The following is a 15,959-nucleotide window of genomic DNA, read 5'->3' as shown; positions in this document are numbered from 1 at the left end:
AAACCAACATTCTCGAACTGCGTAATCTCGAGGTCCGCTACGGCAAGCTGCGCGCGCTCAACGGGATCAATCTGCAGGTCCGGGAGGGTGAGATCGTCGCCTTGCTCGGCGCCAATGGCGCCGGCAAGACAACGGCCCTGCGCGCGATTTCCGGCTTGCTCGCTCCCTCATCGGGCGACATCCTCTATCGCGGAAGCTCGATCGCAAAGCGGCGACCGGATCTGATCGTTCGTGACGGCATCGCGCAGTCGCCTGAGGAAAGGCATATCTGGCCCGAACTGAGCGTGCGCGAAAACCTGAGCCTCGGCGCATATTGTTGCCCGGATCGGGCTTTAGCCGAGCAGCGGTTCGAGAGTGTACTTCAGCGGTTTCCGCGGCTGCGCGAACGGCTGTCTCAGCTCGCGGGCCTGCTGTCGGGCGGCGAGCAGCAGATGCTGGCGATCGGCCGCGCCTTGATGTCGGGGCCGAAACTCCTCCTGCTCGATGAACCAAGCCTCGGGCTGAGCCCGCTGATGTCACAGGAAGTGCTCGGCGCGCTGCGCGAACTGTGCCAGCAGGGCATTACAATCCTCATTGTCGAGCAGAATGTGCATAGTGCCCTCTCCGTCGCAAGCCGCGCCTACGTATTCGAGACGGGCCGGGTTGTTGGAGAAGGCAGCGCCGCGGATATGCTTGGAAATCCAGATTTGCTGCGCGCTTATCTCGGCGCTTAATCCTGTGGGGGATCTAACAAAACAGAACCAGTTGCCACACTAACCTAGTGGCACAAGTGGAGACGGTTCGTAGACTGATAAGGTTTGGTCGCAAGCGGAGTCAGTTGGTCAACTGATAAGGTATTCGGTGAAACCTTATCAGTCGGGACTGGCCGTCGTTGCTCTCTGAAGGCGCTGACGACGGTCCCCGCCGTGCCGGACCCGGGCCATTGGCTTGCCAGCATAGCAGTCAGATCGCGGTGTGATTCCCGTGATATGCCCGATCTCCGGTGAGACTGGAGGCGAGCAGGGTGTATTGGCCTCGCTGTCCGTCACGTTCAAGGCTGCTGCCAGCCTCTGCACGAGACCTACGCTGCGCCGGTGGAAGTCATCGGGCTCCAGCTTCTGATCGAGCGGAGAAGTCGGTTCGGCGGCGTGGGGAAGCTCGAAATCATGCCAGTTCCGGTAGCTAAGCGCGATGGCCAAGCCGCCTTGGACTTTTGACAGCGGAAGGGTGCCGCTGAGGAGGCGGGCAACCTTCTTGGCGGGCTTTTTTCGGCCGATCGAGAGTCGGAAAGTCGAAGCGCGTCGGGAAAGGCGCCCGTACATTCCGTAAGATCGAGCACCTGGCCCGGACGAACGGGGGAGAGCGCTGCCTGTGTTAGCGCCGCTGTCGCTCAGGACGTTCTTCGCGGCAGATGTTGCTCGGCAATTTGGCCCGCGCTTTGTCGGGTTCACAGTCCAGCGTTGGCATTGGGATAGGATGGGCCTTACGATAGTTAAGCCGACTTCGAGGTCGCTCTGTCTGGTCAGGTGATCGAGAAACATCCTCCGTGGCCACCGGGCGTTGATTCGCTTGCTTGGCGAGAGCCTCGGTTCTCGCCGTGACGAGGCATAGAAAGCAGGCCGCCATCTTTGCGAAAGAGTGGAAGCTAATTTTCCAAGCACGCCGGTGCGTAATCGTTGCAAGCCGCATCAACCAGCTTCTTTACGTTCTCGGCCACGAATGGGCTAGCACCCATCCACTTGACGGCATTGTTGGTCGATCCCCAGCTCGTCACGCCAATAATCGTATTAGGGGTGGGCGCACTTCCGAATTGAGTTCCTGTCAACGCCGGTTGAACGCCAAAGTTCATTATCCAAGGCCCCCCACTCGAACCGCCACACATCAATGACCCGACAATCGTGTTGTCCGAGTTTGCTGAATCGACCGCTCCTTGCGAGTCATTTCGCTGCATGTAACCCGCATTGTCGAGGCAGGCCGGATAGCCAAGCTGTGTTAGATGCGTGATGCGCTGAGGGGTAAAACCTCCACCATTCCAAGCGAAAGCAAACCAGCCGGTGCGTTTGCCAGGATACGAGTTCCTCTGAGCAACCAGGACAAGGACGGCAATGTCATTCTTGCAAACAACTCCCGCCACCTTGCATGAATCTGATCCATCCAGGTAGGACTTAAGAACATATGCTTTCTTCACGGTCCATTTTCCGAACGGGGAAATTCCGTCGCGGTAACCCGGATGGAACTCCCAATCGGAATAATATTGGTTGCTTCCAAATTTTGCGACGCAATGCGCCGCTGTGATGACAAGTCCCGGCTTTATCAATGAGGCGGAGCAAATGTAGGACTCTCCAGATTCATTAAAGAAAAGCTTCCCGGCCGCGCTGTAAGGGTATTGGTCGTTCGTGGCATTCGGCTTGAGATCGGCTCGAGCAGTAGAGAACGGAAGGCCAGACGTTCCGAAATCGACCTGTGCCGGAGCTTCAGGCAAGCTCTCCCGGGCTTTCGAAACCGGAGAGCGAAGGCCCGGTGTCGATGGTTTGCCGGTACCGATGGCCCCAGCCTGCAATCCTGGTATCCGTTGTTCCTGTGGGTCACTTCCCTGCAGAGCCTTGCGAGCATCGGCGTCGGTATAACCCTGCGCAATCGGTAGCGGCCTCGGTCGCGCGGTTGCGTAAGATATTTTCCCTCCCGATTGTTCAATTGACGTGCTCACAGGACCAACAGGACCGGTCTGCGCATGAGCAGCCGCCGTCACCGTCCACAAAAGCAGCGAAGTCATGCCTGTACGAAACATCATTTGCTCCTCCAGATAAATTCTGCACGTCGCAACTAGCGATAACGCGATCAAATGGTGCGTTGCGCTCGATCATGACCAGATCGAAGCGAGAGTTTATCAGTTCTTCCGAAACAGCTTTGGCACGTAATCAACCAAATCGCCCCAGGCGATCGGGTCTGGTCTCCCGTCGAGCACTAATTTGTCGCTCGATGGCTCGCATTCGGTCTCTTGAAGCTGTTCTTGGCTGTCTGACCACAGAACCCGAAGAAGAAGCGCGCCAGCTTTGTTTTTAACGTTGATTTTTCTTATCGTGGGAAGGATCACCGTGTCTTTACATATGTCGGACGGAGCGGTCCATTGCCCAAACTCCAAGGGATGCGATTGCAACTGCAGAACGTCATCATACAGGCTGAGTGCCTTCGAAATATTGAGGCGGCCAGACCACGCGGCAAGATCCTCCAAACGTCCGTCGTAGTCCACGGAGGCTTGCAGACGACGTTTGATATCCTTGGGTGTCCTGAGGCCGAACGATCGCAGCAGGGAGGCAGTCAAACTCACCAGCGGAGCGGCAAAGGATGTTCCCGTCACGCCCGACGCCGTCTGATCGTACGGCACATCACAGCCCGGCGCGAAAAGATCGACATACTTGCCACCTTTGTTCGTGAACCCGGTTGGCGAGAGGGTCGCATCTATTGCGGCTACCGTAACAAACTGGGTTCCAGACTCCTCGTTACGACCTCCATAGTTTGCCGGATACCAATCCGTAAAATTGAGTTCAGCGCTCTCGTTACCTGCCGCGCTCACAACGAGCGACTGAGCGTTTCTCTTTATGGCGTTCAAAATGCCTGGCAATTGCTCTTTGGATGCGATGCTCAAATTCACAATATCGCCGTGCGTGACGAACCATTCGACCGCCTTCACCAGCCCGCCCGACGTTATGCCATAACCTCCGCCGCCGCCCGCTGGCGGCTCCATGACGTTCACGACATTAAGCTTGAACAGGGACGACAGTTGCGGATACGCCTTCTGAAGCTTAGGGAAACCTGCGGCGATACGAGCGACCTCGGTGCCATGTAAGCGCACCTCGTTTGGTGTGTGATCGGAATAGGGGCGAATGTTGTCCAGGCGAAACACCCCAATCCCGTATGGGCTGTTCGCGTTTGTGAAGTCATTGCGACGGAGCAAGCCAGGCGGAAATGACGGATCAAGTCCCGTATCGATTACTGTAAGGGTGGCAGGATAGGACTGCTCGGCAAGCGAAAGCGTGCGCTTGATAACTGCGGCAACTGCCAGATCATCGTACGGCCAAGAACCGGTAGCATCTGGAGACGCCGCCGGACATGTCTGGGCGTCTGCATCAACTGGATTTATGAGTGAAATGGCTGGCGGTACCTCGATCTCTATCAACGGGCTGTCCGGATCTGGAAATCCAGCGAGCTCTTTTATTTTTGTGATGTGTTCTAAGGCGGTGAGAGAGCTGCCGCGTTTAACAGGGAAAGTCGTGATTTCGGTCACAAAGGGAAGGCGGATGGTCGAGCCTGGCTTGAGATTGGCCAGATCAAGGCCCTTGTTGAGATTCTCAACAAGCTCTCTATATGTTAAGCCGCATCGCGGGCTAGCTGGATCATCGGGACTGCACTTCTGTATTTGATTGGCTTTGCGGCCAATTTTTCTCAAAAGAATGGAGTCCAAGGTATCTCCAACGAATACGCTGACGGCAACGCCATCTCCGGAGTCGTCTCTTCGCCATTTCGCGCAGGCGGGAATGATTGCGGATCTTCGCACTTGGGCAGGCTCGCGGACGAGCTTCGTGTTGTAGCCGCCGAAAAATAGCGAACTGAACGTGTTCGTGACGTGCCCACACACTTGTTTGATGAATCGTTCCGGCAGCTCACCAATATTGATGTATCCAACTTTCGGTTCAGAATTCTTCGCAATGTATTCGATCGTAGCGTTTGACAGTCCTGGGGTTCCCCGCAACGAAATGTACTCATCGGCCTGAGCAGCGCTCTGAAGTCCGAGAATAATTACGAGCGGCTTGAGAAAATTCATGATCGATATCTCACCTACACGTAGCGCTAAGATTGATGCCGCAGATTGTTTGACCTGGATTTTTCTTCATCCAATCTGCAATAAACGCAGCTGCAGCCGACGACGTGACGCTGGATAGGAGTGACGCGCCCTCCTTGTAGAGGGTACGCGAGTTAACAGCGGCCAAAACTCGTGATCCGTCGATTCGCTGGATGTAGGCCCCGCCTCCACTGTCGCCGGGGCAAACGACCACCTGATCTCGCGTTACTATCGTATTTGGCTCTCCAGGATCGGCACCGGGGAGCTTTGCGATACGCGCCTGTCCGATGCGAAACTTTCCATCATTTCCTCCCGAAGGCGGCCCACCTGTTGGCGGAGGTGGAGTGGTGCAACCAAACCCCGTAAGAAGGAGCTTCGCTTCTTGCACGAGCTTGGACGGGTCCTGATTTAGCCGTTCATACTTGATGCCGTCAGCGGCCTCTGTCAGGCGACATAATGCGTAGTCCGCGCTTAGATCACCCACGCCTCCTTTATAGCCCTCGGCGTGCTTGCAAGGTCCCGACAACGTCTTCTCGCGGAATTCAATAGCCGCTAGTTGCCCGTCGCCTACACAGTGGGCAGCAAGCAGCAAAGCCGTTGGACCAATCAAGGTCGCAGTACACCTTGCTCCTGCTTGAGCCGAATAAAATGAAGCCGGCCATTCGCTCGATTTGGCTTCTTTCCCTCCGATCAACTCAGGACCAATGCCGGGCTGATTCAATTTTTCGACGGAGCCCATCTGTATGGGTCCCTTGTTGATGACGAACGGATCATGCTCCGCGGCACCGACAACCGAGGGAAATATGAAAGCGATGGTTCCCGCAATTACGCATCGAACTGCGGCATCCTTGAAACCGCCGGCATCCAATCTGGGTCCTCCTAAGAAATCAAAGCCACCTAAGCGTCCGAGTCTCTGATGACCAGGTTGACTGCTTAATCTCGTTATTCAAAATCTATTAAAGTCGAGAAATTTGGGACTTGCGACACTCAGCCTTTTACCAAGGCATCAATCGCCTTTCGTATTTTTTCCCGGTTCTCCTGCGACACCGCAGTCGCTACCGAGCCGGCAAAGCTGACCAATTGCGTAACGTGCTGCCAGAACTCATCAGCTTTAGCCGGGCTAGCGATAATCGCCCCGAAATCAGCGGTGATCTCCCTGAAACTATTCAGCCCAGCCGACGTGTCCCCAGCATCTGCGATGACGTCGTAGTCGCTCGCAGTCTTCAATGCCGCGCCAATTTGCTCCTGCACTTCCTTCCAAACTGCGTGATGGCAACGCAGAAAGATCGTGCTCGGTCCGCCTGTCTCAGAGCGGCTAAAGACCTTCTTATCGGGATCAGCGCAAGCGTCTACTTTTCCGATATCGATTTTCACTGCGGAAATAACCGCTAACTGTTCTGCAAACGACCCGGCAAGCGCCATTCTTCTTGCAAAAGTATAATCCGAGGCGGCTTTGGCGAGCTCAATGCCAGTGTTGCGTATCGCCGTTTGATTCTTCGGTTCGGCCAAGAAGTCTTTAATCGCTTGCTCACGCTTGCTTTCATCGACAATCGTCGCGGCCTCGATCGCGACAGGAGTGATGATTCCGAGCAGTGTATCGATCAACACACCGATCGGGCCCAAAAAGCTTAGACTCGGAATGCCTGACGCAGCAGCGGGCTGAACCAAGTCACTCGCGGCTGCTTGGGCAGCTATCTCGGCCCCGTAGTACGCCCTGTCGAATTCCTTTAAATCGCCTTGGCAACGCTGGAGCGTCCGAGCTCTGATTTTGTCTATAGCACCCGGTTGTAGCGTCGCGTTGCTGGCCTTGATTTGGTATGAAGCGAAGAGAGCCTGTAAAGCAGAGAGGATATCCCCAGGAGCAGCACTCTTACTAACGGACTGTATCTCGGTTGCGACCGAACTGAGGTAATTGGCCCGAGCAACCGATTGGAGATGATCTACAACGAATCTCGCAGATTGATCGCGTTGAGAGAATTTGTCTAGGATGACAACGGAATTCGCGCGGATCCCGCAGAGGACCCCCGACAGTTCAAGCGCCTGTCCCAAGTCAATTGTCTTACTTGATGAACTGGAAGTGTATGCAGCAAGCACCTGCTGAGTAACAGATTTGCGGATCAAAGCTAAGCGCCCCGCTCCCCTTTCAAGTAGTAGCAGGTCGGATGCGGAAGCAGTGACAGAAGAAAGCGATGCGACAAAGGATGTGTATCCCTTCTGGTCCTTAGGATCCGGCGCCTGAGCCAGCGCACCTAAGGAGCTCGCATCGATCGTACCCAGAATGATCGCAAGTACGCGCGCGTGCCAGATGAAAGAATGGTGGCGGGTCATGCTGTTAGCCCCCCTCAATCAATAATTGTATTTTTCTTCATATGTTGAAGTTGAGTCAAGTTTTCTTATGGATTAGCCGTCCTGCACAATTCATCGACTTGAGCCCTGCTCTCGGTCGGACATGTATACCACGGTACTTGCTGACCGCTCGCCAGTGACGGCTGCAGTCTGCTATCAACGGCAAGGAAGAACGACGCCAGCATAAGCTTTATAACTTCAACGAGATTACGATTGGCAGAAGTCTGTGGGCGCGCCTGCTGCGCGGGTTTCCGCAACCCAAACCGCCTCGATTGGGGGCAGCCGCCCTCTCGGACATCCTGGGCAGGGCAGCGAGTTTGCGGTAAATCTCGATCTCGACGGGTTTGTACCGGCCCCGTGAAACATTGGCATCGAGCTGTTTTCATGCACGGCTCCGGTACGCCCGCCAATTCGATGCGCAATAAACGCCTGACGCGCCTGCTCGACGCAGGTAGCAATGTAGGGGCGATACCACCTGTTACCGAAAATGCAAGGCTCGCGGGTGAAGCGCCGGCCGTCAATCGTTGCCGCCAATCAGCGCAATGAGTGGTTGACAGCCCTGTGGGCGCAGAAGATGATACAACCCAAAATGGTTGCGCAGTGAAGTGAGTGATATATCGTAAGGATCCCGCTGGGTCGAAACATTGATTGCGGACTTGCATCTCCGGGAAATTTTATCTCCACGCGCCTTATGCAGGCGAAATGCTCATCATCGCGTGAAGGCAAGTCTATCGCGGAGACGAAAGTAGCTGACGGAGCGCCGCGACGGATTCTATTGTCAAGTTGAGGGTGTTTGCCTCAGCCCAGGGTTGATCAGGCGGAACGAGTGTCGCCTTGTTGCATGTTTCAGATACGAGCCACCATGACGAACCATTGCCGTCACGAAACTCGAACCCGAAGTTGGCAACGAACGGGCATGTATTCTCGATCTTCGTACCCAAAACGGATCTGAGGTATGTATCGTTTGAAAAGATGATTTGGCGCAATTTTGCAACCGCATCGGCGCCACCAAAGCGCTGTGGCTCCGGGAGCGATGTCCGAACTGAGCGCTGCCGGTCTGGAACGCCGCCGGCGAACAGATAGGCACGCGCGTCCGTTGCGCGCTTGACGACGTCCACGAGTTGAGGATTGAAAATCGACAGGTTGTCGCGGGAAGGCACATCAGGTTGCGGGCAGGTGGAGATCGTTGCAGTTGCGATAGCACCCTCGTTCGGAACGAAAGAGATGAGTTTGATCGCATAAACGGTGTTGGCGTGGGCCGCGGCGGCTTTCCGTGCAAGTTCGGTGACGAGATCACCAAGATTGACTTGCGGTTTGAAGGGCGACGCAGTCACGGTAATTGTATCGGTGGCGGTGGGCTTGCAGGGAGGATCACGTTCAAGATAGACGGCAACGCCCGCAACGATGAGCGGCTTCGATGATTCCGGTGCCAGGCTCTGCGCGTGCGAATTCGGGCTGCCGCAAAGCGCAAGTAGCGCGCACGCCAAACTGGCAACCCGTCCTGCTGCTGAACCCGTCTTGCTCATAAACTGGTCTTATGCGTCATCGTCTGTGTCTCGAACCACGGTAAACCTGTGAGAGTGAAATCGTAGGGCCGCCCAACGATTGCAGTACTACTCAAATTTGAAGCTACCACATTATTGGTTCTATGGGGGAAATCGATGCGCACAACCTTTACGACCTTGCTCGTCGGTATTTGGCTCGCTCTTTTCGCAGCATCTGACAGGTCGATCGCGCAGACAATTCATGCCGTTCTGGTGGCGGACACGAATGACGGTTCGATCGGGGCGGGGGTGGCTGAGAATGAGACCAACATCGCCTCGTTCCTCAGCAGCTTGAAAACCCTGACTGAACTCAATGTCGCAAGCACGGTGATTGACGGCGCAAATTTCAGCTGCAAGTCCATCATTGATTCGATCAACGGCCTCAACGTCGCGCCTGATGACGCCGTGTTCTTTTACTATGCTGGCCACGGCTTTCGCAGGGACGGTTCGCAAACGCAATTCCCGGAATTCTTTTGCGGCGGCCCGCGCGATCCGACACTGACCCTTTCGCAGGCTGTCAATATGATTCAGTCGAAGCAGCCTCGGTTGGTCATTGCGACTGCCGATTCCTGCAACAAGATAACCGAGCCCGCTCCGGTAATCGCGGCGGCCCCTAGGATTGCGGATGTCGATCGAAAGGGAGCTTTGCTACGTCTCTTCAAGGATTACAGGGGCTCGCTGATCATGTCCGGTGCGATCCCCGGCGAGTTTTCCTGGTATATGACTGCGGGTGCGTCGCTCGGTGGATTCTTCACCAATCAGCTGCTCAGCGCGATCAACCAGAACATTGTCCGGAGCGGCGCCAGGGTTAGCTGGGAAGCGATCGCGGCCGATGCCGTCAAGCCGATCTTCGTGCCCACGATTCCTCCGGTGACACAGAACCCGCAATATCTGCCCATGGGACTGTCGGCGAGCCCGGCCGCCGCGGCTGTAGCAAGTGCGTATGTAAGTCAGGACCAGATCGACCCAGCGAATCTTCGGCGCTTCTGGGTTGAGGACGAGCAGTCGCGCCAGCCACAGGCCGCGGCCGCGCCGCAGGTGGCCGCGCCGCAGGTGGCCGCGCCGCCCTATATTCTCACCAACCGCGAGCCATCGAAATTTCAAGGTAGCTTTGGAATCGACCTGTCGCATTACACCTTCGATATCGACAACGATGATGCGACTTGCAAGACGCAGGATGGGTATTCGAAGCCTGCCTGTTCCTGTGTCGCCGATTGGCAGGCGGTGTCCAACAGCGGGGTGCGCTTCGTCTACAGCAAGGCGAGCGACGGGGCCGGTGTCGATCTCTCGTTTGCGAAATTCTGGTCCGACTTGAAGGCTAAGCACGAGGCTAAGGCCCTGTTCCGCGGCGCCTACCATTTCCTTCGCCCCGCTGTCGACCCGGATGTGCAGGCAGATGCATTCCTCCGCGCGGTCGGTGCGGTGAACGGACAAAAGCCGGCGCAGCTGTCGCCGGTGCTTGATATCGAGTGGTCCAACAAGCGGATCTTGCCGGGCACGCCTGAATTTCAGGCATGCCCTGATAACCGGCGTACCAAGAATGATCAGGGCAAATACTTCTGCGACATGTGGTACCAAATGAAAGCGTCCGAGATCGCCGTCATGGCACAGAAATGGATAGATCGGGTGGAGCAGGCGACGGGTCTGCCGGTAATGATCTACACAAATCCCACCGCGTGGTGGAATCCGGTGCTTAAAGGCGAAGGGAACGTGCTGTTGGACAACAAGCGAGCGGTCTGGACTTCGCGCTACTCAGGGCCCGGACCGAAGTTCGATAGTTCATGGGCGCGGCAAGGACAGAACGGTAGCTCAAGCTGGAAAATGGCTCCGTTGCCGGCGGGGGCCTCGTATCCGCCGTTTCCAGGTAAGTATTCCCCCTCACATTTGTGGCAGTTCACGGAAGCCGGCTTTCTGGAAAACAATTTTCTGACCTGCAGCGGTCGGGCAGTACGCAAATCGGTTGATATGAACTTCTTGCCTGTCAGTGAGGACAACTACCCCGTTGCGGCCAGCTTCGCTCCGCGATGAATCCTCACCCTCACCCTATCTATTCCATCGCATCCATCCCGGGATGACGCCGGAAGTATTCAAGAGGTAGTCGACCATGAAAATCTCATTCGGTGTTGTTTCAACGCTGATGGCAATCCTGGGTTCCATGTGCGGAATGATCCAGGCACAAGCGCAGAGCGGACCGTGCAGCGGCCCGGTTGAGTGTCTCAATCAGGGCTGGAGCGATTACGAGCGCTCATGGTGGTATTCGGTGTCGCAAGGCTCCCGTCTGTTGCCGCTGTCCTGGATGCTGGCGCTGGAGCAGGCGGGCGACGCGCAAAAATTTCTGTCCGATGCCAACGTGCAGAAATACCGCTACCTGACCAACTCAACGTCCCGGGACAATCCTTATGGCCTTCCGCTTGGCTTCGCCGTCGATAAAGAAGAGGGCGCAAACCTGCAGCTTATGTGCACGATCTTCAAGGTCGGTTGCGCGCGAGCAAGCTTGCGGCTGCCGTGGGTCGGATTGAATTGCGCGGCTTGCCATACCAACGAACTGACCTTCGCGGGACGCCGGTTCCGCGTTGAAGGCGCCCCGACGCATGCAGATTTTCAGGGCTTTCACGAAGATCTGCTGAAAAGTCTGATGGCCACCTCCACCGACGGGGAAAAATTCTCGCGCTTTGCCGCGACCGTGCTTGGCGCGGCAGCATCCACCGAGCGCCGCAACGAACTCAAGCTTGAGCTCGACGAACAGATCGCCTGGAAGACGGCACTGCAGCGCAAGAACGGCACGGCCATGCGCTATGGCCATGGTCGCCTGGATGCCCAAGGCCACATCCTCAACAAGATATCGCTGGTGATCGGCGCTGATAATCAACTAGCGGATTTTCCTTCGGACGCACCCGCCAGTTACCCGTTTATCTGGAATGCTCCACAGCACGACAAGGTGCAGTGGAACGGGATCGCCGAAAACAAGTTCAAGTTCGAGATTTTCGGCCGTCAGCATGATATCGGCGCGCTGGTGCGCAACACTGCGGAGGTACTTGGCGTATTCGCACAGATCGATGTCACCCAGAATGACAAGCTGGGCTATGCTTCGAGCCTGAGGTTAGGCCAGATGATTGATATCGAGCGTCAACTCAGCCGGTTGCATTCGCCTAAGTGGCCCGAACACATCCTTGGGAGTATCGACCGGGAAAAGGCGGCGGTCGGTGAGCGGCTGTTTGTCGCAAGATGCGCCGGCTGTCATCTGCCGCTTGATTCGGCCGACACCAAGAAGCTGATCAAGGCCGAGATGCAGCCGCTGCCTGCAGCAGGCACCGACATCTGGACCGCTTGCAACACTTACTTGCACAAGTCGAAGGCGGGCTTGCTCGAAGGCAAGAAGCAGTTCGTCTATGCCGGTGACGTGATCAAGCCGGTCGACCATACTCGCTCGATGCTGGCGCACGTCTCGATCGCCTCGATCATCGGCCGGGCCGATGAACTCGTCGGCAAGATCATCGACGACACTTTTGGCCGTGGCGAGGAAAAACCTACGATCGTGGCGGCGGCGCAACGCGATTACCTTCCGGGGACGGTCGACCCGGTCAAGAAGGCCCGCGCCAAGGAGTGCTTGGAAGCCAACAATTCGATTTTGGCTTACAAGGCGCGACCACTCAACGGCATCTGGGCAACGGCTCCTTATCTGCACAATGGGTCGGTGCCGACGCTATATGATCTGCTGTTGCCGTCGGAGATTCGCACCGTATCTCCGCCGCTGCCGGGCGAAGCGAGCCCACCATCAACCGGTCCAAAGCGGCCGGAAACATTCCATGTCGGCGACCGCCAGTTTGATGCCGCAAAGGTGGGAGTGTTGTCCGTGCAGGGGCCGGCAACGTCGGAATTCCGCGTACGAAGCTCAGACGGCGCGCCAATCCTGGGCAACTACAACTCGGGACACGAAGGAAGTTCGTACGGCGCCAGCGACCTCAACGAGGAGCAGCGCCGCGCACTTGTCGAATATCTCAAGACGCTCTGATGCGCCGTTACTCAAAGCCCTACTTAAGGCGCGTAAGCTATTCTTTGAGCATTGGCCAGCAATCCAAAGGACTGCAGGCAGTCAGCCGCTGGGCATGAGATGAAATTATCGCGCCATTTCCGGCTCGGACAACTGTTGAGTCTGGCCGCCGAGGGCATTGGCCGCACTGCACGCGAGGGATATACGACTGGGTCGGTTGGTTGATAGAAGGCCAAAGCAGCTTCAAGAATTTTGCGTACGGCTCGCGCGATCTAATCACCGCATTTGAAGTGATCGGTTTCTGGCCGCTCAACCCGATTCACGATCGTACGATGTGCATGTAGCTGCCACCAAGCGAACTTCCCCTGCACCTCTCTCAAGAGTTGGAGCCTAGGCAATCCAGAGGCCGTCTGGTTTCTTGGGGAGGAGGAAATGTCGGCCTTACAACTCGGAGCCCATCCCTGATAACGTTCGGTTGCTAATTGTCGGGACCGAGCCGCCACAAGGGTTTCCGAGCCGCTCAATGCAAAGGAATGGGAGCGCACAAACTCGATCGCCAGTTCTACTATGGTTCTCGGCATAACACGGATAGCTCGCAAAGCTTATCGCTGCTGTTTCATGATCATGTTCATAAGGTCGTCGGTCGAAGGACCAAATACGCTGTGCTCCTCATCGGCGTGAACGGCTGCTCAGATGATCTCGTTCAAAGTGCTTAACGTTTCTTAGCAATACTTCCAAGCAGGGCACCTTCGCGACTCGGGCTCGGTCTGGGACGCACCGGCTCGGAACGGCTTTGCCGCGTATTTGGTTCAGGTTGTCTCGAGCACGACTTGCGTTACGGCCTCCCAGCTACTGACCGTCGCCGCCGCGCCTCAGAATTGCGCCATCATCTGTCGTATCCAGGCATCTTAATCACCGACGCGCGTGTACACACCATAGAGGTTCGGCTGGGCACAGCCGATGCCCCAGCTCACGATTCCAAGTTGAACCCAGCTTTTTCCGTTGGGCGCGCCAAGGAATCCGCCGCTATCTCCCTGGCAACTGTCCTTGCCGCCGGCCGGCTCGCCAGCGCAGAGCATGTGCGAGGTGATTCTGGCGCTGGGAACGGCCTGTCGGTAGTTCCTCTCGCAGTCCGTCGAAGTCTGCACCTTGAGATCGACCTCCTTGAGTTCGGGCGTCGTGTTCCCGCCCTCGGTCGTAGCGCCCCAACCGATGACGGTGACCATCGAGTCGGGCTTTCCAAAGCGGGCATCCGGGTCGGCACTCGCCCAGACAGATGGCGTAAGATCATCCGGCGCGTCATCGTCGAGCCTGAGCGAGCAGGGCGATGTCATGGTCGTGCGTCCGCCCGTCATAGGATTGATGCGAGACGATTTGGGTGACGTGCCGCCGCGTGCCGGTGACGCCCGTACCGTGCCCCGCGCCGGAAGGCAGAACCGTCGCGCCGATGTAGACATCCACTTCCTCAGGCCGCGTGTTCGGCACGCAGTGCGCCGCGGTCATGACCCATCGTTTGTCGATCAAGGCTCCACCACAGAACTGGCCGAAATGCTCCTGGCCTTCCGGCCAACTTTCGGACCACTTGAAAAGAGATGATCCTGCGACTGCTTGAGATCGGATGACATAACTCGGAACGAGGCCCGAGGGCATCTCTGCACTGCGTATCTGCCAATTTCCGAAAATGGATTGTCCTTGCCCTGTGGGTGGGTCCCGACCTCCGAATGCGCCTCTCTCTTCAGTCTGCGCCGAGATGTGTTATGATCAAGGGTGTTGATTTGAGGTCGTGTCAGTTATTTTGGGAGTTCCTTATGCATCCCATAAATCGTAGAGCTGTCCTCACTATGTTTGCAGCAGCCGCTCTGGACGCATCGGCTCGGGCGGCCGACACAATCCCTGAATATTCTGACGAGGAAGTGGTCAATATTCTTCGGGAAGAGGCGGAGAGTACGCTGACGTCGAGGGATACCCTGGGAAGCTTTTGGTTTCAAAAGCCCGAAGGTCAGAGGCCTTCACCAAACTGGCCCCAAGACAATGTATCTTATGACTACGCTCATCTTGCAGGATATGTGCTTCCCGAAGAAGAATTTGAACTTACCGGGAAATTGCTCCTGGATTACATGCATCTCTGCTCGTATGCAGCCAAGACCAAAGAAAAATTGCTATTTGGGCTGCGGGGCTGTGTTCTAGTAAGCGAGAACCGCGCCGCTGATTTTGCCGAGGCGCATCTGGTTCGGGAGACCCGTCCTGACCACGTTAGCTGCTCGTGCTTGCTAGGCGTTCTCGATCCGACAAACAAGAAGATTGCACTTTTCGCTGGATCCACTGTTCCTAACGTGGACCTGATGGAGATGCAGGCTCGTGGACTGTTGGGGTGCAACATGCTTCCAACAGGCATGCACGTGTATCGCGTCGGTCCTCACAAAGGAATACGTCAGCCAGGTGCGTTCAGGCAGCAGACGTCTCTTTGGGTGCATCGAGCCAAAGGCATGTTGCAGTATTCGCTGAACGACAAGGACAACATCTGGGATGATCTCGAAGGGGCTCTGCCCGCCGACAATATTCATGCGGCGGTGCTTAATTACAGACGCAAGCCGCCCTACTTTTCTTCGGCAGGGTGTCAGGTGGTGGAGGGGGCGTATGCCTCCAATAGAGCGCCGATCGGGCCGTGGGCTGATTTCCGTCGGTGTGCAGGTCTAAATCAGCCGCCAGTTTTGATCAATCAGACTGGCGCGACAACGGACGATGGGCGGCAGTTCGACTACGTCCTCCTGACCGGCAAGGAAGCACATCTGTTGGCCGCAAAGAATCCCGTTCCTGTCGAATCATTGAGATACGGTTCTGAAGGCACACGCGCAGTGAAGCTTCAGAAAGTGCTTGTGAATGACGGAGCGCTGGATGGCTCATATGAACCAGGAAAACTCGACAGGAAGACGATGGGTGCCCTAATTCGTTGGCAGCGTTCGAAAATGTTCATGCCGACCGGTATACTGGCACGGACTAGCGCTCATACGCTAAACGTCTGGTAACTGCACGATGTCGAGCAGGTCCTCATTTAGTTGCGCACTTATGATTTGCCGGTGGACTTGCGGTAAGCTTGATCGAAAGTGCGCCTCCGTGAATAGTCTAGAGATGAATAGGAGGTTTGGTCTGGTTATGCTAGTTGCGGTGAAGCTGCTGTGGGGGAGCTTGTGTACGATGCTCGTCGAGCTGCAGCGGATCAGGCTTTCCTGGCATGGGTGCTGCCTATAGTGGATCACGC

At 56.3% G+C, this 15,959-nt stretch carries 11 protein-coding genes; 4 read left to right on the top strand and 7 right to left on the bottom strand.

From position 1 onward, the window contains the following. Positions 1–8 precede the first annotated feature (8 nt). Complete coding sequence (locus tag NLM27_RS42025) at positions 9–713, top strand: ABC transporter ATP-binding protein (RefSeq protein WP_254149427.1); 705 nt, start codon at positions 9–11, stop codon at positions 711–713. A 911-nt stretch (positions 714–1,624) separates the two neighbouring features. Here the strand turns inward: NLM27_RS42025 and NLM27_RS42020 are convergent. The 5 genes from NLM27_RS42020 to NLM27_RS42000 all read right to left on the bottom strand — a co-directional run bounded on the left by NLM27_RS42020 (position 1,625) and on the right by NLM27_RS42000 (position 8,691). Continuing rightward, on the bottom strand, positions 1,625–2,770 hold the full coding sequence (locus NLM27_RS42020) for a serine protease (protein WP_254149211.1): 1,146 nt from the start codon (positions 2,768–2,770) through the stop codon (positions 1,625–1,627). A 96-nt stretch (positions 2,771–2,866) separates the two neighbouring features. Continuing rightward, positions 2,867–4,801, bottom strand: coding sequence for a S8/S53 family peptidase (locus NLM27_RS42015; RefSeq protein ID WP_254149210.1), 1,935 nt, complete (start codon positions 4,799–4,801; stop codon positions 2,867–2,869). Between the two features lie 10 nt (positions 4,802–4,811). Beyond that, complete coding sequence (locus NLM27_RS42010; RefSeq protein ID WP_254149209.1) at positions 4,812–5,687, bottom strand: trypsin-like serine protease; 876 nt, start codon at positions 5,685–5,687, stop codon at positions 4,812–4,814. 119 nt (positions 5,688–5,806) lie between these two features. After that, the gene (locus NLM27_RS42005; RefSeq protein ID WP_254149208.1) at positions 5,807–7,147 is read right to left on the bottom strand and encodes a hypothetical protein; all 1,341 of its coding nucleotides are present in this window, start codon (positions 7,145–7,147) and stop codon (positions 5,807–5,809) included. 746 nt (positions 7,148–7,893) lie between these two features. Beyond that, positions 7,894–8,691 carry a hypothetical protein gene (locus tag NLM27_RS42000; RefSeq protein WP_254149207.1) on the bottom strand — a complete coding sequence of 266 codons (798 nt, stop codon included), beginning with the start codon at positions 8,689–8,691 and terminating at the stop codon, positions 7,894–7,896. Between the two features lie 135 nt (positions 8,692–8,826). Here NLM27_RS42000 and NLM27_RS41995 point away from each other — a divergent pair, with 135 nt between their 5' ends. Together NLM27_RS41995 and NLM27_RS41990 are read left to right on the top strand one after the other, a co-directional pair. Continuing rightward, positions 8,827–10,737: a GH25 family lysozyme gene (locus tag NLM27_RS41995; protein ID WP_254149206.1), complete on the top strand. Its 1,911-nt coding sequence runs from the start codon at positions 8,827–8,829 to the stop codon at positions 10,735–10,737. Between the two features lie 76 nt (positions 10,738–10,813). After that, a complete protein-coding gene (locus tag NLM27_RS41990; RefSeq protein ID WP_254149205.1) occupies positions 10,814–12,721 on the top strand; it encodes a di-heme-cytochrome C peroxidase in 1,908 nt (635 codons plus the stop codon). Positions 12,722–13,608: 887 nt separating this feature from the next. Here the strand turns inward: NLM27_RS41990 and NLM27_RS41985 are convergent. Both NLM27_RS41985 and NLM27_RS41980 read right to left on the bottom strand, forming a co-directional pair. Then, positions 13,609–14,034 carry a serine protease gene (locus NLM27_RS41985; protein ID WP_254149204.1) on the bottom strand — a complete coding sequence of 142 codons (426 nt, stop codon included), beginning with the start codon at positions 14,032–14,034 and terminating at the stop codon, positions 13,609–13,611. Then, positions 14,000–14,203 carry a trypsin-like serine protease gene (locus tag NLM27_RS41980; protein WP_254149203.1) on the bottom strand — a complete coding sequence of 68 codons (204 nt, stop codon included), beginning with the start codon at positions 14,201–14,203 and terminating at the stop codon, positions 14,000–14,002. Before NLM27_RS41980 ends, NLM27_RS41985 begins: the two co-directional genes overlap by 35 nt. Before the next feature lie 254 nt (positions 14,204–14,457). On the opposite strand from NLM27_RS41980, the gene NLM27_RS41975 reads away from it, so the two are divergent. Beyond that, entirely contained in the window at positions 14,458–15,726 is a 1,269-nt protein-coding gene (locus NLM27_RS41975) for a peptidoglycan-binding protein (RefSeq protein WP_254149202.1), read from the top strand. Positions 15,727–15,959 lie beyond the last annotated feature (233 nt).

The sequence above is a fragment of the Bradyrhizobium sp. CCGB12 genome (assembly GCF_024199845.1).
In the GTDB taxonomy this organism is placed as follows: Bacteria; Pseudomonadota; Alphaproteobacteria; order Rhizobiales; family Xanthobacteraceae; genus Bradyrhizobium.
The sequence above is the reverse complement of the archived record's forward strand: the minus strand, read 5'-3'. Positions and strand labels throughout refer to the sequence as shown.

What these genes read in the sequence shown, in the direction of transcription:
- NLM27_RS42020 (WP_254149211.1), bottom strand. Translation starts at nt 2,770, where the DNA reads ATGATGTTTCGTACAGGCATGACTTCGCTGCTTTTGTGGACGGTGACG.
- NLM27_RS42015 (WP_254149210.1), bottom strand. Translation starts at nt 4,801, where the DNA reads ATGAATTTTCTCAAGCCGCTCGTAATTATTCTCGGACTTCAGAGCGCT.
- NLM27_RS42005 (WP_254149208.1), bottom strand. Translation starts at nt 7,147, where the DNA reads ATGACCCGCCACCATTCTTTCATCTGGCACGCGCGCGTACTTGCGATC.
- NLM27_RS42000 (WP_254149207.1), bottom strand. Translation starts at nt 8,691, where the DNA reads ATGAGCAAGACGGGTTCAGCAGCAGGACGGGTTGCCAGTTTGGCGTGC.
- NLM27_RS41995 (WP_254149206.1), top strand. Translation starts at nt 8,827, where the DNA reads ATGCGCACAACCTTTACGACCTTGCTCGTCGGTATTTGGCTCGCTCTT.
- NLM27_RS41990 (WP_254149205.1), top strand. Translation starts at nt 10,814, where the DNA reads ATGAAAATCTCATTCGGTGTTGTTTCAACGCTGATGGCAATCCTGGGT.
- NLM27_RS41985 (WP_254149204.1), bottom strand. Translation starts at nt 14,034, where the DNA reads ATGACATCGCCCTGCTCGCTCAGGCTCGACGATGACGCGCCGGATGAT.
- NLM27_RS41980 (WP_254149203.1), bottom strand. Translation starts at nt 14,203, where the DNA reads ATGACCGCGGCGCACTGCGTGCCGAACACGCGGCCTGAGGAAGTGGAT.
- NLM27_RS41975 (WP_254149202.1), top strand. Translation starts at nt 14,458, where the DNA reads ATGATCAAGGGTGTTGATTTGAGGTCGTGTCAGTTATTTTGGGAGTTC.